Origin of the sequence: Mesorhizobium sp. M0830 (genome assembly GCF_040319965.1) — a bacterium.
GTDB lineage: Bacteria > Pseudomonadota > Alphaproteobacteria > Rhizobiales > Rhizobiaceae > Mesorhizobium.
Map to the genome: position 1 here is coordinate 1 of NZ_JAMYOR010000083.1, position 22,397 is coordinate 22,397.

Annotated in this window: 18 protein-coding genes and 4 pseudogenes; 10 read left to right on the forward strand and 12 right to left on the reverse strand. The window is 59.3% G+C overall.

Translation table 11 applies throughout. From position 1 onward, the window contains the following. Window positions 1-85: 85 nt before the first annotated feature. Both NKI20_RS30540 and NKI20_RS30545 read right to left on the reverse strand, forming a co-directional pair. Window positions 86-382 (reverse strand): annotated as a pseudogene (locus tag NKI20_RS30540) (redoxin domain-containing protein); the annotation flags it as partial. A gap of 277 nt (window positions 383-659) precedes the next feature. After that, window positions 660-1,045 (reverse strand): annotated as a pseudogene (locus NKI20_RS30545) (hypothetical protein); the annotation flags it as partial. On the opposite strand from NKI20_RS30545, the gene NKI20_RS30550 reads away from it, so the two are divergent. Continuing rightward, entirely contained in the window at window positions 1,038-1,268 is a 231-nt protein-coding gene (locus NKI20_RS30550) for a hypothetical protein (protein WP_352837543.1), read from the forward strand. The pseudogene NKI20_RS30545 and the gene NKI20_RS30550 overlap by 8 nt on opposite strands. A gap of 606 nt (window positions 1,269-1,874) precedes the next feature. On the opposite strand, the gene NKI20_RS30555 is transcribed toward NKI20_RS30550, so the two are convergent. The 5 genes and pseudogenes from NKI20_RS30555 to NKI20_RS30575 all read right to left on the reverse strand — a co-directional run bounded on the left by NKI20_RS30555 (window position 1,875) and on the right by NKI20_RS30575 (window position 5,119). Further along, on the reverse strand, window positions 1,875-2,963 hold the full coding sequence (locus NKI20_RS30555) for an NAD(P)H-dependent flavin oxidoreductase (RefSeq protein WP_352837546.1): 1,089 nt from the start codon (window positions 2,961-2,963) through the stop codon (window positions 1,875-1,877). 218 nt (window positions 2,964-3,181) lie between these two features. After that, window positions 3,182-3,311: pseudogene (locus tag NKI20_RS30560) on the reverse strand (tyrosine-type recombinase/integrase); the annotation flags it as partial. A gap of 369 nt (window positions 3,312-3,680) precedes the next feature. Beyond that, window positions 3,681-4,394 (reverse strand): Crp/Fnr family transcriptional regulator, encoded by a 714-nt coding sequence (locus NKI20_RS30565; protein WP_023761977.1) that lies wholly within the window; start codon window positions 4,392-4,394, stop codon window positions 3,681-3,683. A 121-nt stretch (window positions 4,395-4,515) separates the two neighbouring features. Then, on the reverse strand, window positions 4,516-4,770 hold the full coding sequence (locus NKI20_RS30570; RefSeq protein ID WP_023761978.1) for a DUF6894 family protein: 255 nt from the start codon (window positions 4,768-4,770) through the stop codon (window positions 4,516-4,518). Between the two features lie 109 nt (window positions 4,771-4,879). Further along, window positions 4,880-5,119 carry a hypothetical protein gene (locus NKI20_RS30575; RefSeq protein ID WP_084025654.1) on the reverse strand — a complete coding sequence of 80 codons (240 nt, stop codon included), beginning with the start codon at window positions 5,117-5,119 and terminating at the stop codon, window positions 4,880-4,882. Between the two features lie 1,133 nt (window positions 5,120-6,252). Between NKI20_RS30575 and NKI20_RS30580 the strand changes: the two genes are divergently transcribed. Then, window positions 6,253-6,423: a hypothetical protein gene (locus NKI20_RS30580; RefSeq protein WP_023761979.1), complete on the forward strand. Its 171-nt coding sequence runs from the start codon at window positions 6,253-6,255 to the stop codon at window positions 6,421-6,423. A 937-nt stretch (window positions 6,424-7,360) separates the two neighbouring features. After that, window positions 7,361-9,148 (forward strand): PAS domain S-box protein, encoded by a 1,788-nt coding sequence (locus tag NKI20_RS30585; RefSeq protein ID WP_352837551.1) that lies wholly within the window; start codon window positions 7,361-7,363, stop codon window positions 9,146-9,148. Between the two features lie 329 nt (window positions 9,149-9,477). Here NKI20_RS30585 and NKI20_RS30590 read toward each other — a convergent pair whose 3' ends face one another. Next, entirely contained in the window at window positions 9,478-12,816 is a 3,339-nt protein-coding gene (locus tag NKI20_RS30590) for a DEAD/DEAH box helicase (protein ID WP_352837554.1), read from the reverse strand. A 481-nt stretch (window positions 12,817-13,297) separates the two neighbouring features. Here NKI20_RS30590 and NKI20_RS30595 point away from each other — a divergent pair, with 481 nt between their 5' ends. The 4 genes from NKI20_RS30595 to NKI20_RS30610 all read left to right on the forward strand — a co-directional run bounded on the left by NKI20_RS30595 (window position 13,298) and on the right by NKI20_RS30610 (window position 15,502). Further along, on the forward strand, window positions 13,298-14,035 hold the full coding sequence (locus tag NKI20_RS30595) for a Crp/Fnr family transcriptional regulator (RefSeq protein WP_352486200.1): 738 nt from the start codon (window positions 13,298-13,300) through the stop codon (window positions 14,033-14,035). 16 nt (window positions 14,036-14,051) lie between these two features. After that, window positions 14,052-14,288: a DUF6894 family protein gene (locus NKI20_RS30600; RefSeq protein ID WP_031260977.1), complete on the forward strand. Its 237-nt coding sequence runs from the start codon at window positions 14,052-14,054 to the stop codon at window positions 14,286-14,288. A gap of 506 nt (window positions 14,289-14,794) precedes the next feature. Next, a complete protein-coding gene (locus tag NKI20_RS30605; RefSeq protein ID WP_023761985.1) occupies window positions 14,795-14,971 on the forward strand; it encodes a hypothetical protein in 177 nt (58 codons plus the stop codon). 33 nt (window positions 14,972-15,004) lie between these two features. After that, a complete protein-coding gene (locus tag NKI20_RS30610; RefSeq protein WP_023761986.1) occupies window positions 15,005-15,502 on the forward strand; it encodes a metallophosphoesterase family protein in 498 nt (165 codons plus the stop codon). Between the two features lie 1,146 nt (window positions 15,503-16,648). Here the strand turns inward: NKI20_RS30610 and NKI20_RS30615 are convergent. Continuing rightward, window positions 16,649-18,817, reverse strand: a complete 2,169-nt coding sequence (locus NKI20_RS30615; protein ID WP_023761988.1) for an amylo-alpha-1,6-glucosidase — start codon at window positions 18,815-18,817, stop codon at window positions 16,649-16,651. A 234-nt stretch (window positions 18,818-19,051) separates the two neighbouring features. Next, the gene (locus NKI20_RS30620; protein WP_031260979.1) at window positions 19,052-20,113 is read right to left on the reverse strand and encodes a glycosyltransferase family 4 protein; all 1,062 of its coding nucleotides are present in this window, start codon (window positions 20,111-20,113) and stop codon (window positions 19,052-19,054) included. Window positions 20,114-20,570: 457 nt separating this feature from the next. Between NKI20_RS30620 and NKI20_RS30625 the strand changes: the two genes are divergently transcribed. Continuing rightward, window positions 20,571-20,840 (forward strand): DUF3606 domain-containing protein, encoded by a 270-nt coding sequence (locus NKI20_RS30625; RefSeq protein ID WP_352837560.1) that lies wholly within the window; start codon window positions 20,571-20,573, stop codon window positions 20,838-20,840. A gap of 127 nt (window positions 20,841-20,967) precedes the next feature. Next, window positions 20,968-21,129, forward strand: a complete 162-nt coding sequence (locus NKI20_RS30630) for a hypothetical protein (protein WP_198032274.1) — start codon at window positions 20,968-20,970, stop codon at window positions 21,127-21,129. A 23-nt stretch (window positions 21,130-21,152) separates the two neighbouring features. Here the strand turns inward: NKI20_RS30630 and NKI20_RS30635 are convergent. After that, window positions 21,153-21,283 (reverse strand): annotated as a pseudogene (locus NKI20_RS30635) (ABC transporter permease); the annotation flags it as partial. 475 nt (window positions 21,284-21,758) lie between these two features. Then, entirely contained in the window at window positions 21,759-21,896 is a 138-nt protein-coding gene (locus NKI20_RS30640; RefSeq protein WP_352837563.1) for a hypothetical protein, read from the reverse strand. A 102-nt stretch (window positions 21,897-21,998) separates the two neighbouring features. Between NKI20_RS30640 and NKI20_RS30645 the strand changes: the two genes are divergently transcribed. Continuing rightward, window positions 21,999-22,361, forward strand: coding sequence for a DNA-3-methyladenine glycosylase (locus NKI20_RS30645; protein WP_502898178.1), 363 nt, complete (start codon window positions 21,999-22,001; stop codon window positions 22,359-22,361). Window positions 22,362-22,397 lie beyond the last annotated feature (36 nt).

The window sequence follows — 22,397 nt, forward strand, 5'->3', positions numbered from 1 at the left end:
ACGTCTCGCAAGCCATGATCCTTGTCGCAATGGGTGGCAATCTCATCCGCCGAAACGCTCATCCGTGAATTTCAAAACGGACTCTAAGAAGATTGGGTAGCGGATGGTAACGGAAGTAAAGCCGCGCACGTTCGACCGGCGTCTTGACCACTGCGAGACATTCGACGCCCTTCTCCTTCAGGGCCGGGTTGAGCTGCGCCATCGCCGCGACATGGCGCCGGCAGAACGGACAGTGCAGGCCTCGAAACAATCCGATCAGTAACGGGCTACGGCCTCGAAAATCATCGAGCGCGATCTTGCCTTCGCGCGAGATCGCGTCGAGCATAATATTCGGTGCCCGGTCGCCCGGCTGCAGCGGGCGGTCGACATTACTCGTGGACATGGACAACCTCCTCGCCCGGATCAGTCAAGAAGAGGCAACACGCCCAGCGCTTCGGTGTTGAGTCCGTGCTGGGGGCGCAAACCTTCCTGCGCCGGGCAAAATGGCGTTCGGCCTCTGCCATAACGCCGAGGTCGAAATTACGCGCGTTGCAAGCCCATCATAACACGAAAAAAGCATCTGCGGGTCGCCCGTGTGACGGTGCTCGAACCCCGCCAGTATTTCCACGCATGCGACGGCACCGTAAAGTTATCGCTTGCAGGGTAAAGTGGTGGCGTCCTCACCCAAGTTTCATGCCAGCGGTGACGTGAGTGATTTCGCGCCAAGTTTCCGTGGCAGCGAAGCGCAGTTCACGATGGTCGGCGGATCGTTCTCGTCGTCGTATCGGCTGGTGCGAGTTCTCCGCTCGGTTGTTCAATCCCTTGTGCCGGCGATGTTCGACCTGCGGCATGATCTCTCGACCAGCCACAGCGGATCATGAAGCGCTTCAAGCCATCCGGCCAACTTAAGCGGTTCGTTTCCATCCACGATCCGTTTGCCACCTGTTTCACTTTCCCCGCCACGCTCTTTCACGTAAGAGCCGAGCTTGTCGGTGATCATCACGCGCGGTGCATGACTCTGCTTTTTCAGCAGTTTGCGCATCAGCCGCTTTGCAGCCTTGGCATTTGTGCTGGGGATCGTTCACAGCGGGATTCTGGTTAAGCGTCTGCGTGCTCTGGTGCTCGGAGCGCTTGTTGTTATGGCCGCCGTGCGCTTTGTGCCGCTCGGCGCGGTCCTATTCTACATCGGGAGCGCAGCGACGATGCTGGCGCTGTGGCCGCTGGCCTACGAGATGTGGCGACAATCAGGAGAGCGGCGCGCTGAGCAAGCGCCAACCGTGGCAGGCTGATCACACCGTGAGGTGCGAGCTTGATCGGCGGGAGCGAAATCAAACTTTGATACCCCGGATACCGTCTTTACGCCGCTCTCGGCGCTATTTGGGCGACCGTTACGAAACGCGTGATGCCGCCCTATGCCGCCCTTGGTCAGCCGCCTTCGCCTCATCGATGCGGTGAACTTGAGCCGGAAATACGGTGTGGATGCTTCCGGACGTCGCACAAATGGGGAGCAGCCAATCCCGTGAGCTAAAACCGCGCCTATGCGGCCCGACGTGCCCCGCAGTGCTGTCAGCCGCCCGTCCGCGCGGCTTCATCGACCGAAGGAAATTCCCCACCCAGCCAAGCACTCGGTAGTGCACTCGATGTTGGCCCAGCGGATGATCCTGTCACGGTCGCGTTGACCTGAGATCGGGTAATTTCGAGCGCGTTCATGAATTCGGGGGTCGCAGTCGGCTGTCGGAACGCAGTGGTGAGTTCGGGTCAGGGCGAGGAATATCGCTCAGGTGTGGTAGCTCTAACTGCTCTGATTGAGTGCGCCAGGAGCTTACTCACAGCCGCTAGACGCCACACCATCTGCCAATGGCGACCCCCCGAATTCTAACCTAGAGACTGCCTGGTCAGCCAAGCCGATCGGGCACCTGCAGCCCCATCAGTTGTGTCGCATCCGCGGTCCATTTCAGCGTCAGTTCTCTCGCCGGCAACTGTTTGCCAAGCGCGGCCGACTGTCCGGCCCACAGCGGCGAGAAATCCCCTGACCCCGATGCCTCGGCCTTGGTCCTGAGGGGCATCACGGCGGAGGTTGCGAGCGGGAAGTCCGGGATGCTGGCGCCCATCGGTCCCATTTCACGCATGAAGCGGTTGACGATAGCCCGTGCCGGACGCCCGGTGAACACGTTGGTAAGTGTCGTCCCGTCATCGTGCGCATATGCCAGCGCGCTTTTATGGACCGCGCTGGCCAGAGATTCTGGACAGCGCAGGTAGGCGGTGCCGATCTGCACTGCCGACGCGCCGAGCATGAAGGCGGCGGCGATGCCGCGCCCGTCGGCAATGCCGCCCGCCGCGATCACCGGCACTGCGACTGCATCGGCGATCTGCGGCACCAGCGCGAATGTGCCAGGCTGACTCAAAATATCCGAGCCAAGAAAGACCCCGCGATGGCCTCCTGCCTCCGCGCCTTGCGCGATGATTGCGTCGCAGCCGCGCACTTCGAGCCATCGCGCCTCTTCGACGGTCGTCGCCGAGGCAATCAGTTTCGCGCCGGTGGCCTTCACCCGCTCCAACAGGTGCAGTTCCGGCAGGCCGAAGTGGAAGCTAACCACTTTCGGTGAAAGTTCCTCGACGATGGCGCATCCCGATTCGTTGAAGGTAATGGGGGCTGGACCGGAGGGAATCGCATCGGCGTCGATGCCGAACTCGCTGTAATAAGGCGCGAGGCGCTTGCGCCAGGCCGCTTCGCTATCCGCATGGGCAACCGGCTGCACGTGGCACATGAAATTGAGGTTTAGCGGCCGGCTGGTGCGTTGCCGGACGATACCGAAGTCAGCGCGTATCTTGTCGTCGGCCAGCATGGCGCATGGCAGCGAGCCGAGCCCGCCCGCTTCGCAGACCGCGATCGCCAGTTCAGGCCCGGACGAACCCGCCATCGGCGCCTGCAGGATCGGCAGCTCGATGCCGAAAAGATCAAGGATGCGTCGGTTCGGCCACATAGCAATGTCCCCGTCCACCAGTATGACGGTTTTTTGGACACGAGATCAGGCTACCATATCCGTTGCCCAACTTCCATGCGTTGAGATAGCCAAGTGCCAGCGCAGCGTTTGCAGAAGCGCTCGTTCGGCGCGAACGCTTGCTATCCATCACCGTTCCGGACGTTCACGAACGGATCTGTAGCGTCTGGATCGGTCACGGAGCGCCGCTCCGCGACGGCTTACAATTCGACCTGTTCGGAAATAGCCAATGCGCCGTCCACTTCAATGCCAAGATAGCGGACGGTGCTGTCAAGCTTATTGTGCCCGAGGAGCAGCTGCGCGGCGGCTGTTGCCTGTCTTCTTGTAAATCAGCTCTTCATCGCTGCGCCCGCAGGTAGGGAGCCGATTTCGAGTGTCGGCAACAATTAGGGCCGTGAGATGACGTCGCAGCTGCGGTAATCAGAACATGCGATAAGGACTTGTACGTTTCGAGCCTGATAGCGTTCTCTTCCATAAGTGATGCCCCACACCACGGCGGTAGAGTTCCCGACGCAAAGCCGGAGCTCAAAAATCTGCTCGCACAGCTTATTAGTACTAGGGACAAGCTGGGCTGCCAAGGACCTGATGGCGGAGCAGTTGCGCGCGGGGAAACCTTTGATACGTGATGCTGTATGAGGTCGCGCTCGACGACGGGACGGTCGTTGCGATCGTCACCTTCGCCGCTGCTGCCGACTATGGCTAGATTTTGCCGAGCAGCCGCTCGTATTCATGTTCCGGCTCGCTATAGGTGCCGTCTGCGATCTGAAAGAGGCCATCACGATCCCGGATAAGAATTTCACCACGGTTCGCTCTGATCAGCCCCTTGCCTTCAAGTTCCTGGATGGCGACGGTCACGCCGGGGCGCCGCACGCCGAGCATGACGGAAATGAACTCGTGGGTGATAGCAAATCTGTCATCCCTCACCCGGTCCTGGCACATCAGCAGCCAGCGCGCTAACCGTTCGTCCAATTTCGACCGGGCATTCACCAGGGCGGTGTAGCTGGTCTGAATAAAGAGCGTTTGGACGTAGAGAAGCAGCAGGGCTTTAAGGGTCGCGCTTTCGGACATGGCTGCCGACAACGCTGACGCAGGCACCTGGAAGCCCTCCCCGACAATCTGCATGTAGGTGTCATGTGCGGCTAGATCGCCGCCAAGCACCACCAGTGCGCCGGTCATGCCTTCCAGACCTATCAGGCCGACTTCCGTATCGCGGCCTTTCGGAATCTTAGCAACGACGGAGGCGATGCCGCTTTCCAGGAAATAGACGTATTCGATCGGGAACTTGGCGGTTTCAAGGGGAGTGCGCAACGGCAGATCCACCCGTTTCAGATGTGGCTCGAGTAGGTCGAGGTCTGCGCGAGAAAGTCGCTTCAACAGGGCATTGCGATAGGTGATGTTTGGCTGGTTAGACATGACTCCACCCTTCATAGGGCAAGAGCTCAGTGATCTCCCAGCCGTTCGCGCCCGTGAAAACGTGCGAACGATAGGTCACATATAGGTTCTGCGGGCAACAACGCCTAATCACGTTAGGCATTTACGGACGGGCACCCGGCTTCTCCGCCGCGCGTGAAAAGGGGAATTCCAAGACCAGGACGTCGCGCTCATCGAAGATTTCGAACGAATTGCCGGTGAGGAGCGGCTTCCCGGCCAACAGTCCTTCGGCCAGGATTTCCTTGGCGGACGCCATGGCATCGTCTTCTACCACTTGCAAATTTGCGCACTCCTGCCCCTCTGGATCCTTGAGGAGCTGGCCGTCCCGGGTCCGAATGTGAAAGAAGAATCTCGGCATGGCTGCTCCGCGTTGCTCGACTTTTAAATGCGGCACGCATGTTGAATAGCGTCGGAAACGTACCAAACGTGGATATCCACGCGGCCGCGTGAACCCCTCAATAGCTTACTCAGCCAGGGCTCTCCGTTGAGATCGATCTGTCAAACCGTACGCCTAGACCATGTGCGATGGCGCTGGCTGCGATCAGGTCATCAAAGGCTTTTCCGGAAATCGGGCAGTTCGGGAGTACCTCCCGAATTGCAGATTCTGCCGTCGAGGTAGAAATGACGTCATGTCGCCTTTTTCTGGTTTCGACATATTGCTCGACCAGCATTTTCAGGCGTCTTGTTGCAATTTCATCTGCAAACATCGGGTTTCTCCTGCCGGCCGAGGCCGCATTCGTTCGCGGCGGCATACATCGATTGGTGAACCCGCCGCACGAGCGTTAACTCGATTGCCCAAAGCTGCTGTAGGGTAATTTGTTCCGGATAGCCGAGGCTTGGTAATTCCCAGACAATTGAGTGATTGGCGGCTCTCTGGCGCGGTGGCCCGAATGTCAGCTTTCGAACTCGGTCTGGAGCGGTGGCTAGAGCCGTTCGTCTCGGCTTTGAGGCACAAGACACGCCATCACAACTGATCCGAATTCGACCAACTCTACGACGACAAATTCGACCACTGGAAAACCGAACGGCGCGAGCGACCGTTGCAAGGACTCCGCCGGCAATGACCTAGACAACAACACTGCAAGCGGTGCGGTCACATCGAACACGCAGCACTGCAATAAGTGACCGAGCGCATTCGACAAACCGGGTAAGCCTCGACGGCCCGCCTTTTGGATGTGGCTGGCCGTCACCATCATTTGGTATTGTTGTAGTTGTCAGTCCACCAGCGCGGAGTGGTACTCCTACCAAGCACTTTCGAAACCGGTAGATCGCGCTGCACAAAATGAGCACTGCGAAGACGAGCATGTTGTGTAGCAATTCCCCACTTCGTTTCCCCGAGAGCGTCAGCCCCGCCTCGCAACACATCGCAAGTTGATTGGCTCATCGACAGTCTGTCTCCAAACACGGTCTCGTCCAATAAGACCGGCGACAAGCAGAAGTTTCCGTCCCACGCCAGGCGCCCAAGGTACCTGGCGCCAGTTGGCCAAATGATGTGACTACACGACTGCAGGTGGTCCAGCCACCGCAGTGCTTCGCTCTGCTGAGCGCATCTTAGGGCGGCTATTTCCCCGGAAGCCCTGCCCTTGTCTCGGGAAAAATTGCGGCAGTGTTTGTGCTGCTTGAGAATCGGCAGGAATGTGCAGGAAGCAGAAGGTCCCCGTTTTGAGCGCTGATTCCTTTCCACGCCACACCTGCCGCGATCAAGGCGCGCTGGAAAAGTTAGGAGCGGCGGGTTCATCCGGCCAAGAGTCTGTACGGGCCGAGGTTGCAAAAAGGAAAAGTTTGTCATATTGAGCGCGCGGGCCAATTGAGGGTGGCCGCCAAATCACAAAGGTCGCCCATGTCCGACGACTTCTCGCGCATCATCGCTTTCCTTGCCGTTGTGCTGGCCCTGCTGTGCGCTGGGATTCAGTTCCAAAGCGGCCACATTGAATCAACCCTGTATTTCATGATCGGCGCCATTCTGCTGACAGCGTTCACCCACCTGAACGTGCGCAACGGGTTGATTTAGGCTCTCAAGCGCCACTTGGATTAATGATTTCGAGTCGAAGCAAAATCGTCCGGCCAGTTGGGTGGAGCGATGCAATCATCGAACTGCCAGTTGTCCTGTGGGGATGTTCTGGTCGACGTGTGTGCCTTTGAGCGCCTGCCGCGCCGCAATGTCCGCTCAACCCCAGACGGATGGCGCTGTGTCCCTCTCAACGGACAGCTCTAATTACTCCAGTGCCCCTGCCCGCGCGGTCGAGGCGGCAACCGATTGCCTAACGTCGATCCCACTCTGTCCTGCGTAGCTGTTCGCATCTCGATCTTCGCCGTGCAGTATACCCCGCTTCGATGCAAGGGCCCTGCGCTCGATGCGTGTAAACGCACAGGGCCGAATGGCGCCGCAGCCGATGGTATCGCCGCGCGGCAGGCTCGCACGACTGCGGCTGGCGGACCGCCTTCGCTTTCAGGGGTCCCGGAGATCCAAAGCGATGTCCCTTGTGGGGTCATTATCCCGGCTTCGGATGGCCCAAGGACCGGTGGCACCACGATCGCATGCTCGGGAGTATTGGCAGGAACGGCTGTCCCAACTGGTAGCGGAATACCGGGAGCACTCACTGCGCCTTCGTTTTGGGCGGGTGGATCGTCGCCCATGCGACACCCCCCAAACTGCCTTCGCCTTTGCTCCCACCCGTTCCGCTGGTACGAACGGCGTGGAGTGGTCCATTACGTGCGCTGGCCGGTCGCGCCATTGCGCTCGCGCTCACGGCGCTTTGCCAACAGCTCCTGTGTTTTGCGCAGCAGCCATCCGCTGACGCTGGCACTCGGTTTGCTCTGCTTGCCGCACGGCCTTCGGTGCGAGCCCACCGTCAGCTTCTCCGATAGCCTCTGCTGGGCTTCGGGGACGAGTGGCTGGAACGAATCGTCCTTGGCCGCGTTGAGGGCGGTCGAGTTGAGGCCTTGGGATGAATGAAGTACCGCGGGCGAATGTAATCGCCTACAAGAACCCGGAAACCTCCCGTGAGGATGGTCGCGAATTCGACTACCAGGATTTCTTCGAGAATGGTGCCGCTGCGCTTCATCTGTTGAGCGCAGATGGTGTCATTCTGCGTGCCAACAAAGCTGAGCTCGACCTTCTCGGTTATTCCGCAGAAGCCTATGTCGGTCGCCACATTGCCGACTTCTATCCCGACCGGGAGGTGATCGACGATATCTTGGGGCGCCTCAACCGTGGCGAGAAGATCGCGAGATACCCGGCGCGACTTAGGGCCTGCGATGGCTCAATCAAACATGTCGAAATCACGTCGAGCGGCCATTTCCGGGATGGCAAGCTGATCAACATCCGATGTTTCACCATGGATGTGACCGACCTCGAGCGGACGCGGGCAGAGCTCAGGCGGCAAGACAGCACCTATCACCAGATCCTCGATAACCTCCCCGTCGCCATCTACACGACGGACCAGGACGGGACGATCACCTATTACAACCGCGCCGCCGCTGAGCTTGCAGGTAGAGAGCCCGAGATCGGCAAGGACAAATGGTGCGTGACATTCAAGCTCTTCACTCCTGACGGCAAGGAATTGCCACATGACGAGTGCCCAATGGCGATCACGCTCAGAGAAAACCGCGCTGTGCGCAATGAGCACGCCATAGCGCAGCGTCCGGACGGGTCCTTCTTCCCGTTCCAGCCTTATCCCACTCCGATCCGGGACGAGAACGGCAATTTGATCGGTGCCGTTGACATGCTGTTTGACCTGACCGAACGCCAGGTTTCGGAGGAAGCCAGGCACCATTTGTCCGCCATCGTGGAATCCTCGTTCGACGCAATCGTCAGCAAAGATCTGAATGCCATCATCAAGAGTTGGAATCGGGGCGCCGAACGGCTGTTCGGGTACACCGCCGAGGAGGCCATAGGTCGGTCGGTGACCATGCTGATCCCGGATGACAATCAGGACGAAGAGCCGCGTATCCTGGAACGCATCCGCCGTGGCGAACGGGTCGAGACCTACGAAACGATCCGCCAGCGCAAAGATGGCACTCTGGTTCCGGTCTCGCTAACGGTATCGCCCGTGCGCAATGCTGCCGGGCACATCATCGGCGCATCGAAGATCGCACGCGACATCTCATCGGCGCGGGAAAACGAGCATCGTATCCGGTTGCTGATGCGGGAGGTCAACCACAGGGTCAAGAACCAGTATTCTGTCATCCTTTCAATGATCCGGGAAACCAACAAGCGCGCCGAAAATCCCTCGGCCTTCGAACGGCAGGTTCGCGAGCGGATCATGGCTCTATCACTCTCGCATGACTTGCTCGTGTTGGGCGATTGGAGAGGCGTCACCCTTTTCGAACTGTTGCTGTCGCAAACCAAACCGTTCGGCAATGAGGGGCGCATTTCCATGTCCGGACCGTCCATTGTCCTCAGCCCCAACGCGGTCCAGTATCTCGGAATTGCCTTTCACGAACTCGCGACCAACTCAGCCAAATACGGGGTGCTGTCAGGAGATGAAGGCAACATTTCCGTCACGTGGGATATCACGGGTTCCAGAGCAGAGAGGTTCTTTCATCTCACTTGGGCCGAAACAGACGGGCCGCAGGTGCAGACCGTCGGAGAAGGCGGCTTTGGAACAGTGGTGCTGAAGCGAGTTGCGCCCCAGGCAGTTGGGGGCAAGGGGACTCTTGAGCACGCCTCGCATGGGATCACCTGGACGCTGGAAGCGCCGTTGGCCGCCGTGGAGGCATCCGTTCTCAAATGAGCGTTGACGTCGCGGGTTTCGGCACCTCGGCACTGGCGAGGAGCGGACCTTGGCGGTGGGGAAACCCTTCGGCGTCCTCGCCGGCTCGGCCTGCCGTCGGCGAACCGGCCGAGTTCCACCTCCGACACTCCGCCGGCGGCGACCAGCATGGCAAACACCGATCCTGGTAATTCGTCCCGCGGGAACGCCCGGCTTCTCCATCTTCGTATCCGGCGAAAGGCCGGCTGGATTGCCGATGTGTGCGAGCCATAACCGGGCGACAAGGCCAGCGCGAATGCCACTGCAGCACGCATACTCTCCTCATCCCGCGATCACGCGGGTTGGAGGGATCACCTGTCATGGCTCGACTTTGCGGAACGCAGGGCGTCCAGCGCCGAGCGAACAGCCCCGAGCTCTGGAGCGGCGGACTGAGATCGCCTGAAGATCAAGCGGCCGTTCCGAAAGCCGAACCCTTCGGCCGCTTTGATGCCGCGCCACTGCGATGCCGTCGATTTTGTACGAAAGCTCATTGCGATCGATTCCGGCCCGACATCAACCTTGCTGACGCCCATTTCCGCCGCTGCTATTCGTAACGCGGTCAGTTTCAGCAAAGTTGCCACTTCACCAGGCATGGTCCCGAAGCGGTCTTCGAGCTCATCGGCGAATGCGCTGATGTCTGCCTCCGAGCTCATCCGGCACAACCTCGTGTAAAGGCTGAGACGAACCGCGGGCTCGGGCACATAGCTCTCGGAAAATGCAGCCGTGACCTGCACATTGATTTCGGCAAGTTGCTTGTCGGGGTTGGGCGCACCAGCAGCACGCGAGACTGCTCGCTCCAGGAGGTGGAGATACAGGCCTGCGCCAATCAGCTTCATGTGGCCCGCCTGCTCCTCACCGAAAATGTCCCCGGCACCGCGGAGGTCAAGGTCCCTTTGGCTGATGGACAAACCGGAACCTAGCCGGTCCAACGCAAGCATCGTCGAGAGTCGGGCCCTCGTCTCGTCGGCCAGGACGGCATCGGGCTCCGTCAGAAGAAATGCAACGCCCTGAACCCGCCCTCTTCCCACACGACCGCGCAGCTGGTGCAGTTGAGCAAGACCGAACCGATCCGCACGCCAGATCACGATGGTGTTCGCCCGAGGCACATCGAGACCGCTTTCGACAATGTCGGTGCTGAGCAACACGTCGCCATCACCGTCGGCGAAACGCACGACGATTTCGTCCAGCACGCGCACCTTCATTTTGCCATGTGCCGTCTTGACCGTGAGTTCAGGGACCAAACTGTCAAGCAGATGAGCGATCGGTTCGATGTCCTCGATCCGCGGAACGACGAAGAAGCTTTGCCCGCTGCGGCGGTACTCGCGCAAAAGGGCAGCCCGCGCCGATCCCGCATCGAAAGGCGCCAGCATCGTGCGAACGGGGCGCCTCCTGGCGGGCGGCGTGTTCAGCACGCTGACTTCCTGTATGCCGGCCATAGCGGATTGGAGCGTGCGAGGTATGGGCGTAGCACTCATGCTCAATGTGTGAAGGCGAGGCGCCAGGTTTCGCAAGGCCTGCTTCAACTTGACGCCGAAACGATGCTCCTCATCGATCACAAGCAGTCCAAGATCTGCGAAGGTGACGCCCTTGGCGGCAACGGCGTGCGTGGCCACGACCACAGCGATGCGGCCGTCGCGCAGACCTTCTTTCACCTTTCTTGCTTCTGAAGCTCCCACCACTCGCGAAAGATGGGCTACCTGGAGACCCGTTCCCGCGAAGCGGCGGCTGAACGTCTCGTAGTGTTGGCGTGCCAGCACCGTGGTCGGGGTTACGACGGCAACCTGCTTGCCCGACAACGCGACGGCTGCGCATGCACGTAGCGCTATCTCTGTCTTGCCAAATCCGACGTCGCCGCAGATCAGCCGGTTCATCGTTCTGCCTGACGACAGATCGTCGAGCACCGCGCGGATGGCTTCGGCCTGGTCGGGGGTCTCGGCATAGGGAAATCGCGCCGCAAAACGAGCAAGGTCGGCACGCGGCGGCCTGATGATCTCGGCCGGCTCATTCGACCTGGCGTTCGACAGGGCAACTAGGCGCCTGCCAAGTCTGCCGATCTCGAGGAACGCAGCCCGGTGCCGTTTCGACCAGCCATCGCCGTCGAGCCGGTCGAGCGGTACTGCACCCGGATCTGAACCGTAGCGCCATATGCGGCAGAAGTCACTGACCGGGACTAGCAGCGACGCGCCGTCGCGGTATTCCAGCCTGACAATGTCTTGTCGCTGGCCGGCCAAATCGACCTGCTCGACCGCAGCAAGCACGCCGAGACCGTGTTCTTCATGTACAACGACATCGCCAATTCGCAGCTCGGGGTCGAGCACACTCTGAGGCGAGTTGCCTTGCGCTCTCAAGACCGGCCCGAATATGTCCGCCGCCGCAATCACGGCAAGGCGCGACTTCGGGTCGGCGAATCCCTCCTCGATGTTGAATTCGGCCTTGAGAAGGGAGCCTCCGGCAGCCGAACGGATTTGCGCCCAGTCGGCGACTTTTTCCATCCGTTTGCCAAGCTTTCGCACGAGCAGCTTGTCTGCTCGTTGCAGCTCCGACGCGCGTCCTGTGACCACCACGCTGACGCCCGAGCTCGTTTGAGTCTTCACATATTCAGCGAATTCATGCCCTGACCGCGACGCCTGGAAAAATTTGGGAGTTCGAGCCGTAGCAGCCGAAAGCCTCAAACACTGCCGATTTCGAACCGCCTCCTTCCAATCGTCACGCGAGAGATAGAATTGGTCCGGCAAGGGTTTCGCCGATCCAGCGATCTCCCGCCGGGCACGGCTCGCGTCCTCCACCAGATCCAGAATGCGGGCCAGTGGAGAGCCCTCAAGGCCTGCCAGGAAGGAGATCGAAGCACCCCACGCGACATCGAACAGTGATGGCAGGCTGCCATAAAGGGAGACGAGGCGCTCCTCCATCGAGGTCGTGCGCATCGCAGCTACCTCAGGGTGATTGCCGGCCTGAAAGATGAGCTCGGATGCCGGCCCGAGCAGGACCAGGTCATGAGATCGCTCGCTCCTTTGGCTGATCGGGTCATAGGTCTTGAGCTCAGAGATGGAGGTCTGGGCATCCACAACGATGCGAACCGGGCTGACATCGCCGGCGGGAAAAACATCGATGAGGTCGCCCCGCAGGGCGATTTCGCCCGGTTCGTCTACCCGATCGTCGACCACGTATCCAATTCGCTCTGCCGTGGTTTTGAAGAGCTCTCTGTCAAGCGTTTGTCCCACCTGCAAAGTGGTGAAGGCTCGGGCAATGGCTAAAGGCGGCGGCACCCGCTGGAGGGCGGATTCGATCGACGTGACGGTAATGCGCCGGAGCTTGGAGGCTTGCGTGATCGCGTGCAGGACGCGGAGCCGCCTTCCCATGTTGTCGCGTGTTGGCCAAACCTTGTCATAGGGCAGGCAATCCCAAGACGGTAGCAAGAGAATTTCTGCTTGAGGCAGGAACTGCCGCAGGGCCTGCGCAACATCCTCGGCCTCGCGGTTCGAACCGGCTATATGGAGCAAGTCTTCGATCCCCTTGTTTTCAAGAACGCTGACTAGGGCTGCCGCAACCGCAGCTGCCGGCGGAGAGCCGTCATCTTCTCCCTCCGCCACGCGGTCGTTGGATGGGCAAGTTTGCCCAGCAGCTTCTCTCTTGGGGATGGGTCTGTTCATTGGCGCACCTTGCGATCACTGCCAGAACGGCAGCGGAGCGGCTGTGTTCCGTCGGCTAAAACCTGAATCCGAGCAATCTCCTTTGTGCTGCGAAGCCGTTCGACACTTCAAAATTTCCAGCCTCGCGATGTCATAGGTTAATGAGCGGACAGCTCGGCTGACATATGGCTCACTTCAAATCGATGGGGTCAAACTATGCCGTATCTGCAAATTCGGAGTCTTGAGGCGTTGACGGACCTCTTGCACGCAGCAGATCATGCTGAGCGTCTGGATCCGCAAGAGGTGGCAGAGATCTGCCGCCGAGCAGCCGCTGTTCTCGGCGAGTTGTTGGAACGGGATATTGCACCGACACGGTTTGATCCCGCCTGGCCAAATTCATAGCAGGCACCAAATCCAAAGGCACTTGGCCGTGAGATACCACCGTCCGGAACATTTGGCTTGAATGGAAGTTCGATATTGCAACGTACCCAGGTCAGCGAATTTGTCCCCCACCTCACCCACAGATGTACTTGTCCGCAAGCTCCAGAGAATTGCTGAGGTCAAAGAGGTCGACCTCGCAATTTTGAGAGGCATTTCGATCCAGGAGAAGACGTTTCAGGCCAATCAAGACGTCGTGATCGAGGGCGATCGCCCTGTTAATTCGTTCGTCGTTATCGACGGCTTGGTGGGCTCAAGCAAAGTCACGGGCGAAGGCAAACGGCAAATCACATCCTTTTTTGTGGCTGGCGACCTCCCGGACCTGCACAGTCTGCACCTCTCGGTGATCGATTGCACTTTTTCGACGCTCATACCGACCCGGTTAGGCTTCATGCGCCACGATGCTCTGCGCGCCATTTGCGAACAGCACCCCCGCATCGCGACCGCGTTCTGGCGCTCGACGCTGATCGACGCGGCCATATACAGGGAATGGGTCACCAATGTCGGAAGGCGCGAGGCTTTCACGCGTATGGCTCACATCCTTTGTGAGCTGATCTACCGCTTGCGTTCGGTAGGACGCATCAAGGATCACATAGCCGACATTCCGATTACGCAGGCGGCGCTTGGAGATGCGCTGGGTTTATCCACGGTCCACGTGAACAGAATGCTTCAGGAACTGCGACGGAAGGGCCTCATCGCCACCTCAGGCCCAACGGTACATGCACTGGATTGGCCAAATCTTGTTCGCGCAGGAGACTTCGATCCGACCTATCTGCACCAAAGGAACCCCGAAGCTTTATAGTGACGGCAGCTCTCTTATGGCAAAATACTTCTTTGACAGTGGCGACAGCAACTCTGTCTTCGAGGACGAGATAGGCGTTGAATGCACGGGAATAGAAGGAGCGCGCCGCGCGGGCATTGAGGGCCTGAAAGACCTGGCGAAAGACGAATTGCGGGATATCGACGGACAGCAACTGTTCGTCGAGGTTCGGGACGAAAATGGTGAAAAGCTTCTGCGGCTCAGCATCTGTCTCCAGGTCAAATCGATGGAATGAGACTTTCCTGGTGTCCCGCTCGCATTGGGAGGACAACTGCGACAACCCCTTCTCCCGAAGAATGAGTAACGATGTAGGTATTCACAAGACCGGTCGGCTGCTGGCCAGCAGGACAACGCGTGTGGAGGCGTGATGAGCACGCGAACAGCATCACTTTGCGTTGGATGAATTCTCCCAAAAGCCATCCTTTCGGGTACCAATGTGTTGACGGGCGAACAAACATGCCCGGAACAAAATGCCCGGCCCATAGTTGGAGCAAGGCAGCGATCCTCCCAGCTGCAGATCGGAAATCCCGATCGCCCGCGCCGCACACTCCAACGGCGCGGGCTTGGATCGCTATCTGTACGGCAGGGTGCCAAGCTGTGGACTTGTTAGCTGGCTTTACGAGGATACTCAGCCCGCTGAATGCTATCCTTGCGCCACCGCGTTTTTCGGCGCGAGAGCGCGTGCGGAAACAACACAGGAACCCGATCCGTCCATCTTGTCGGCGGACGATAGAGAGATCGATGGGCAAGAAGATCAAGCAACGCACCGCGTCCCAGGCAGATCGTGAAAGGGCGATTGAAGCGAGCTTTTTCGCGCGCAGGTGCGGCCTCACCAAACACGAGGCACTCAAGATGCTCAGGGATGCTCGCATCAGGATGAACGGGGAAATCAAAGGGCGCTTCGGCGGTCGCAGATAGAGGTGCAATCGCTATTCGAAACGATCGTCGAGCATGATCTTCTTCACCTCCGACACACATTTTGGCGATCCGCGCATTCTGCGGCTCGACCGCCGTCCCTTCAGTTCGTTAGCAGCGCATGACCTGGCGTTGGCTGCTCTTTGGAACGAAACCGTTGGCCCGCATGATGAGGTCTGGCACCTCGGCGACTTTGCAAAGCATTCGCCCGCGACCGTGTCTTCCCTACTGTCTTCCCTCAACGGCCGCAAGCACCTGATCGTAGGCAACAACGATGGCGCAGCCACCATTGCTGCCGCAGCTTGGGCAAGTGTGAGCCACTATAAAGAGCTCACTGTTGACGGCTGCCTTTTTGTGCTTTGCCACTATCCCTTTCGCACCTGGAACCAGATCGGCAAGCGATCTATAAATCTGCACGGCCATTCGCACGGCCGCTTGAAGCCGATGACGCGCCAGTACGACGTCGGCGTCGACAGCTGGAATTTTCGTCCGGTCAATCTTGCTGCCATCAAAGCCAAGCGTCGTCGACCCTAGCGAAACTCACCGTTTGCGCCGGCAATATCTTCAGCAACCGGCTACCAATCGTCCGCGACTCCATCAAGGCAACCCCGATGGAGCCCTGAAAGGCGCTTCCGTAAGCGAGATAAAAATTCGGCCGTCCTTTTCGGGGCACAGGGCTCATGGAGGGTCACCCGTTGGGCCAAGGTTTTCGGTCGAAACAGGGCGAGGCTTTGGTCATGCGTTACTCCTTCCGTGCTCCGACTGGCAGGCCGCGGTGGGTTCTTCCTCCGAACCCGCATCAATCCTTGCGTGGTTAAGTGCTGGGTCGGAGATGGAGTGCTTTCCGATCCACGCCGAACAATTAGCATCGCCTTAACTAATGTAAATGCACCCGATCCGCCGCCGGGTTATGAACCTCCATCCGACCCGGAGGACTTCCTTCATGCCACTCGAATCGTTGATTGACCAATACATCTGTACTCGCAAACGGCAGGGCCTTTTGTCGACGCAGCTTGCCCTTAGAGCCCTGAAGGAGGTTGTTCCGTCACCTTCGGTTTGTGATGGCCATCTCGTGAACATGATCGCCGAGCGCGCTGTTGCCGCCGGCCTAGTGATACACTTCGACCATTCAGGAGAGAACGTCGGCTAAGCGCTTTCTGCGGGCTTGGCGGTGGTCATACGGTGGCCAGCCACGGACGCCTGTCGGCCGGCTCGCGCTCTCCATCAGGTCGAAGGTGAGGGCGGGAAAAGCCAAATGCAGTTCTCGTAGCGACATCTCCGTTGAGCAACATAGAACGGCCGCCAGATATCGGGCCGGTGGCCGTCCAGCCCGCGGTAGGCCACGAGAAGCTGGGTCGCTAATGTTGCGTTCGCAAACAACAAAAGAGCGATGGCCGACGCGCCGTTACGCACCTGTGTGGTTCCAATTTTCCGGCCAATTGAAACCCCAGATCGCACAGCAGTTGGGAAGCGATAGGTGACTGAACCTTCAGCGGACCAAGCCTGGCGGACTGCGATCGCTAGACTGACCGAACACCCGCAGAGGTACAGCTTTCCGCCCTTGCGTGCGCATACCACGGGTGGAAGCAAGGTCACGAAGCCGATCAATGTCAGTCCGAACTCGAGCAGGCGGATATCGACCGCACGGTGCTGAAATTTGCTGGCGGCGTCGTTCAGCTGCTAGGAACGCACCAGCAATGGAACGAGCCCTTCATGGTTCTGGTCGAGATAGCAGACAATGCGGTCGCCGATGCGCTGGAACGTCAGGTCGACTCTCGCTTGGCCGACCGCCAGATGTCGGATCACGATATTGTCGATGCCTATTGGCAGGCGCGGAAATTCTACGCTGATTTCGCGCTTCCAGCCGTCAATACGAATGCCTAGACAGGCCTGTAGGATCATAAAGGCAGAGCCGGCCGACCACGCCTGCGGCAGGCAGGCAACCGGATAGGCCACCGGCGCATCGCTGGCGGCACGGGTGAAGCCGCAAAACAGCTCCGGCAGCCGCATATTGAAGCGGACAGCCGCCTCGAACATGCTGCTCATCAGCTTCACCACGCTGTCGCGCTCCTGATAACGGGCAAGGCCAGAGGCGCAAATCGCCGTGTCGTGGGGCCATATCGAGCCGTTGTGGTAAGACATCGGATTGAAGGGGATCTCGTCGGCGGCCAGCGTACGAACGCCCCAGCCGCTGTGAAAATGCCCCGACAGGAGCTGCGTCGCCATGGCCTGCGCCCTTTCCGCTGACGGCAACCCGACATAAAGCAGGTGACCGGCATTGGATGCGCGAACTGCGCATTGGCTGCCGTCGCCATCGATGGCCAAAGCATAAAAGTCGCGGTCCGGCATCCAGAAATGCGTCTCCACCGCCTTGCGAACCCTCTCTGCCATAGCCGTCCAGTGCGCCGCCTTGTCATCGTCGCCGCGTTTGGCCGCCAATGCCGCCATGCCCTTGTATGCTGCGAAGACGTAACCCTGCACTTCGACCAAAGCGACCGGTCCCTTGGGAATTGTGCCGTCGGCATGGAAGATTGCATCGGCGCTATCCTTCCATCCTTGGTTGAAGAGGCCGGTGTCTGCCGCCCTGCGGTACGTTACGAACCCCTCCCCGTTGCGGGCTCCGACGTCTTCCATCCATGCAGTGGCAGCTGCCAGTGAATCCCAGATCTTATCGACAAACTCCTCATCTCCAGTCCTATCGGCGTAGGCCGAAGCGAGATAGACATAGAGCGGAGTCGTGTCGACGCCACCATAGTATCGACCGAACGGCAGCTCGCGAAGCACGGCCATCTCGCCCTTGCGCGTTTCGTGCATGATCTTTCCTGGCTCCGCGTCTCCGAAGACGGAAGTCTCGGTCGATTGATAGCGGGCGAGAAACGCTAGCACGCCACGGGCAAGCTCGGGATTGAGCCAGAGCATCTGCAAAGCGGAGATGACTCCGTCGCGACCAAATGCCGTTGAAAACCACGGAATGCCAGCATAGGGATACGGTCCCGTCTCGAGGTCGGTCGTCAGCAGCGCGATGTCGGCACGCGTGCGGGTCAGCCAATCGTTGAAAACGCGGCCGGAACTGAAAACGGTCGCGCCCTGGCGGCGCTTCGACCGCATCGCAAATCGAGCTCGCGCAGCGGCTGCACGAAACCGATCACTGGACGGGACCTCTTCGCCGTGGCCGACCTCCAAATACAGTATCCTGTGGTCACGGCTCGGCACCAGAATGAGGAACTCGGCGTGATTTGGATGGAGCCGATCGGGTTTTATGGAAAACGCGATAACCGACTGACGCGCCACATTGTCGAGTCCTTCATACTTAAACGTGACACTTGACTCACCGATCAGCGCGTCATGGGCGCGACCGCGACGGCTCCGCGTGGTGCCGCGCACCTCGAACATATCCCGGAAGTCCGCGTCGAAGTCCAGCTGGACCGGCAACGAGATCTCGCGGGCGGAGTAGTTGGTAAACGTGATGCGCTCGAACATACGGTCCTGCCAGATGAAACGGGTCCGATCGATGTGGATGGCGCTCGCGGGAGCTTCACCGCCGTCTGGCCCGAGCGCGGCGAGATTGGTCAGATTGGCCGTGAACAGGATATTGTCTTGGGACAAGGAAACGCCAAGCAACGAGGGTATACGGCCGCCGATCCACAGCCGGAAGCGCGACAGCACACGCGTGTCATCTCGGAAGAGGCCGTCGCCAGTGCCTCGTATGTCACCATAGCCGTCGGCAACGATGAAGCAGTCCTCATGCTTCAGTGCGAACTGCCGCTGCGGCTCGCGTGGTGCGGATTCGTCGAGTGGCGGGATCGCGAGCGCTGGATCAAGCTTGTGTTCTTCGACTTCCGTTTTCATATCACCCCTCCTGCTGGTGAGACCAGGTGGTTTAGGCGCGTATCTATTCCGGCTGGTGCCGCTGGCGAAGCAGCCGAGTCAACAATGCCTCATTATCCAACTCGCATGCTCGCGGTTTGGACCGCAGAGAAGCCTCAACGGAATTATTGGCAAATAGTTGGGGCATAACTTTGACCCGAGTACGGGAGGAGTTCAGGACCCGGTTAGATACAGATGGCCACATCGGTATGTGCTCTACGCCTCTGCCTGATGGGCCAAACGTTCTCGTTTGCCCTCCATCAGCGACCGATATATCTCGACGTATTCGCCACACATCCGCTCGACCGAGAACCGCTGTTCAAAAGTCTGCCGCACCCGTGCACGATCGAGTGCACCTATGCGTCGGGTTGCGTCCACAGCTTCGTCAAGACCGTTTACTATCGATCCAGAGACGCCATTGTCGATGACCTCTGGAACAGCGCCGCGGTTGAAAGCGATCACGGGGGTACCACAGGCCATTGCCTCGATGGTCACCAGTCCAAAGGGTTCCGGCCAGTCTATCGGAAACAGAAGCGCTGTCGCATTCCCTAGAAACTCCGCTTTTTGCGCTTCGTTGATCTCGCCGAGAAACTCTACGTTCGAATTTCCAAGCACCAAGGGTTCAACGCTCTCCTCCCAAAATGATTTATCCACCTTGTCGACCTTGGCAGCAATCTTCAGCGGCATCCCGGCGCGAACCGCGATCTCTATTGCAGTTTGTGGTCCCTTTTCCGGCGAGATGCGGCCGAGAAACGCGAGATAGCCGGAGCCTTTGGCGCGGAAAGGGAGAACATCGCGAGGAAGCCCGTGATGGACCATTCCGACCCAATTGACCGGAGGCATAGGCCGTCGCTGATCCAAGGAGATCGAGACCAAGGGAATTTGACTGAAGGCTGTATAGAGGTCGGCCAGATCGGCCAAGTCAAGCCGGCCATGGAGAGTCGTTACGGTCTGCCGGGCAAAATCTCGGATAATCGGAAAATGAAGGACATCGACGTGGAAATGCAGCACGTCGAATTCATTGGCTCGTTCACGTACGCGTTCGAGCATCAGGATATGGTGGGGGATATGGTTCTGCACATTGGGATTGAAACGCAATGCAACGTCGCAACATGGCACCAGTTCAGCCGCAGTGCGTGAATCACCGCTGGCAAACAAGGTCACGTGGTGACCTTGTTTGATAAGCTCTTCGGTCAGGTATGAAACTATCCGCTCGGTCCCACCGTATAGCCGGGGTGGAACGGATTCGGTGAGGGGCGCAATCTGGGCTATCTTCATCTTTACACGTTGCGATTTGACATCCTGGAACCTGAAGTCGTTCCTGCGAACGAAACCGGCCGCGTGTGGCCCTTTTGATATCAGGCTCCTCCATGCCAACTCCCGAAAGGCTCATCTGTTCCTTTAGGATCAGCGCATCTTGGCGCTCCTAAAGAGTACCTAGCCAAGGCTCACCGGGCCGGCGTGCCTGTCCAAAATGCGGGTATTTTTCAGAAGTCCAGCTGTCAGCACCCCCAGCACGACGGCGCAGGCTGACAAAGGCAAGGCCGGTCGTGACCAACTCCACCAGAGAAGCTTCGCCAACACGACAAGAGGGCCCTCGCCCCAGTTCCTTTCGAGCTATCGGCAAGCGTTCGAAATTTTCTCGCCTAACGCATTTCGCGATTTGGCCTGACCTTCGCAACGAAAGCCCCTTGCCTACGTTCCCACTGATGCGAAGCTCCACCAGGAGGACCAGATGCCTAACGACAAAAGCAAGCGAGACTTGCATGATCGCGACCAGCTTTACGCGGAGGACGAGACCGAACTCCGGTATTTTGCCCAGCAGAATGGCGTAACGGCCGACCAGGTGCGCCAGCTGATCAAGAGCTTCGGCAATGATCGCGCTCACCTGATCCAAGCCGCAAGGGCGTTGCGAGGGCTCACACCCGCTGGAGCCGACGAGGTGACCAGAGAAGCCCGCCAGCAGATAACGCCTATGCATCTCGGCAACGATGACGAGGGATAGAAATTGGCGGGCGGTCCGGTTCAGCCGCCTTGGGTCCAATGCATTTCGAGGTGCGATTAGATTTTTGCTTGTGCGACCGCGCACCGCCTGCCGGATCTGCGTGTAGCGCTTCCTCGGGATCGTGCCCGTGAAAATGCACATCCGCGTCTGCCGGCGGATCACCGGTATTGCCGCATTTCTCTACGGCGGACACTGGGACAATCTGGACATCAGGGTCTTGTTTCAGAAGAAGCACTCAGGACAACACCTGCAATCTGGCGAGCTCGCTTTCGCGTTGAGCTCGCCATGATGTGAACTTTCCTGCCGTGAAAGTGGCCGCAGGCCGAGCCCGAGGAAGCTCAGCGCCGTCTCGCCGAGATCATGCCGGGTATGGAAATCGTCGCAGTCGCGATCAGGTGCGACATGAAGCCGGGAATGAGGTGCCGACGGATAATGCGGCTGCTGTGCCGCGGGCCACTAGTGGCCGCCATGTGCGATCTGTGCAGGCGTGACCACTCTCGACCTGCCTTGACGCTGTTGCTACCGCCCATGTCGGCACACGACCCACCAAGTCCATCGTTCGCTCTCCCAGATCTCAGCTGCGAATTATCGCCGGCAGCCCAACCCGCTCGATCGCCGGTTGTTCCTGGAAGGAGGCTTGGCCGGTTTCCGCACGCCGGAACTTTGAAACGGCAATCAGGTTAGATGGGTTGACAGCAATGCTTTGAAAGGACTTCCGACAATGACCGACGCAGCACCTCTTCAGCGAAGCCCGGCACAGGCAAGGGGAGATATCGACGCCGGGCGCGAAGGCGATAAGACCCCCGGCTTCGACCCGGCTACCGCCCCCGTGGAGACTGACGCTGAATCCGCCGGCAGCGCTCCGGTGAGAGCCCCGGCTCCGCCGCGTGACACGCCGAAGTTTACCAACGAGGCGGGCTATGCCAACGCGATGCGCCCGCTGAACGGCCAGCCCCACATCCAGCCACGCAGATATGGCCGGTCCTGGTGATTGCCGCGATCGTGGCGCTGGCCGTTATAGTCTTCATCGGTGCAGCAATGCTGCGTTGAACCCATCGATCGAGCTTCGCGACTCAGCAGTGGCTGGACATTTTTGTTCCTGGTCCAGAAACCTGACGTCGCCCGGGTTCAGGCGCGGACATGCGATGCCCATTGACCATGCATCACCAATTCTTTGCCCGAGACGCCGTCATCGTCGCACGCGATATGATCGGCGCCACGCTGTATTTGCACGGCGTTGGCGGCATCGTCGTCGAGACCGAGGCCTATCGCGCCGATGATCCGGCTTCGCACGCCTTCCGTGGCAGGACCGTGCGCAATGGCGCGATGTTCGGCGCGCCAGGCAGCGCGTACGTCTATCGCTCCTACGGCCTGCATTGGTGCCTGAATGCCGTGTGCCTGCCCGGCAGTGCCGTGCTTGTCCGCGCCATCGAACCGCGATCTGGGCTGGATTGTGAATCGGCGTGCAAAATGGGCTCTGACGCACTTTTGGTGGTGATGGGGCCTACGCAGAACCGATGACGCGCGCCTGGAGTAGGTCGAGTTTTCCTCGGCCGT

What these genes read in the sequence shown, in the direction of transcription:
- NKI20_RS30555 (WP_352837546.1), bottom strand. Translation starts at nt 2,963, where the DNA reads ATGTGGCCGAACCGACGCATCCTTGATCTTTTCGGCATCGAGCTGCCG.
- NKI20_RS30565 (WP_023761977.1), bottom strand. Translation starts at nt 4,394, where the DNA reads ATGTCTAACCAGCCAAACATCACCTATCGCAATGCCCTGTTGAAGCGA.
- NKI20_RS30570 (WP_023761978.1), bottom strand. Translation starts at nt 4,770, where the DNA reads ATGCCGAGATTCTTCTTTCACATTCGGACCCGGGACGGCCAGCTCCTC.
- NKI20_RS30575 (WP_084025654.1), bottom strand. Translation starts at nt 5,119, where the DNA reads ATGTTTGCAGATGAAATTGCAACAAGACGCCTGAAAATGCTGGTCGAG.
- NKI20_RS30580 (WP_023761979.1), top strand. Translation starts at nt 6,253, where the DNA reads ATGTCCGACGACTTCTCGCGCATCATCGCTTTCCTTGCCGTTGTGCTG.
- NKI20_RS30585 (WP_352837551.1), top strand. Translation starts at nt 7,361, where the DNA reads ATGAATGAAGTACCGCGGGCGAATGTAATCGCCTACAAGAACCCGGAA.
- NKI20_RS30590 (WP_352837554.1), bottom strand. Translation starts at nt 12,816, where the DNA reads ATGAACAGACCCATCCCCAAGAGAGAAGCTGCTGGGCAAACTTGCCCA.
- NKI20_RS30600 (WP_031260977.1), top strand. Translation starts at nt 14,052, where the DNA reads ATGGCAAAATACTTCTTTGACAGTGGCGACAGCAACTCTGTCTTCGAG.
- NKI20_RS30605 (WP_023761985.1), top strand. Translation starts at nt 14,795, where the DNA reads ATGGGCAAGAAGATCAAGCAACGCACCGCGTCCCAGGCAGATCGTGAA.
- NKI20_RS30610 (WP_023761986.1), top strand. Translation starts at nt 15,005, where the DNA reads ATGATCTTCTTCACCTCCGACACACATTTTGGCGATCCGCGCATTCTG.
- NKI20_RS30615 (WP_023761988.1), bottom strand. Translation starts at nt 18,817, where the DNA reads ATGAAAACGGAAGTCGAAGAACACAAGCTTGATCCAGCGCTCGCGATC.
- NKI20_RS30620 (WP_031260979.1), bottom strand. Translation starts at nt 20,113, where the DNA reads ATGAAGATAGCCCAGATTGCGCCCCTCACCGAATCCGTTCCACCCCGG.
- NKI20_RS30625 (WP_352837560.1), top strand. Translation starts at nt 20,571, where the DNA reads ATGCCTAACGACAAAAGCAAGCGAGACTTGCATGATCGCGACCAGCTT.
- NKI20_RS30640 (WP_352837563.1), bottom strand. Translation starts at nt 21,896, where the DNA reads ATGGGTTCAACGCAGCATTGCTGCACCGATGAAGACTATAACGGCCAG.
- NKI20_RS30645 (WP_502898178.1), top strand. Translation starts at nt 21,999, where the DNA reads ATGCATCACCAATTCTTTGCCCGAGACGCCGTCATCGTCGCACGCGAT.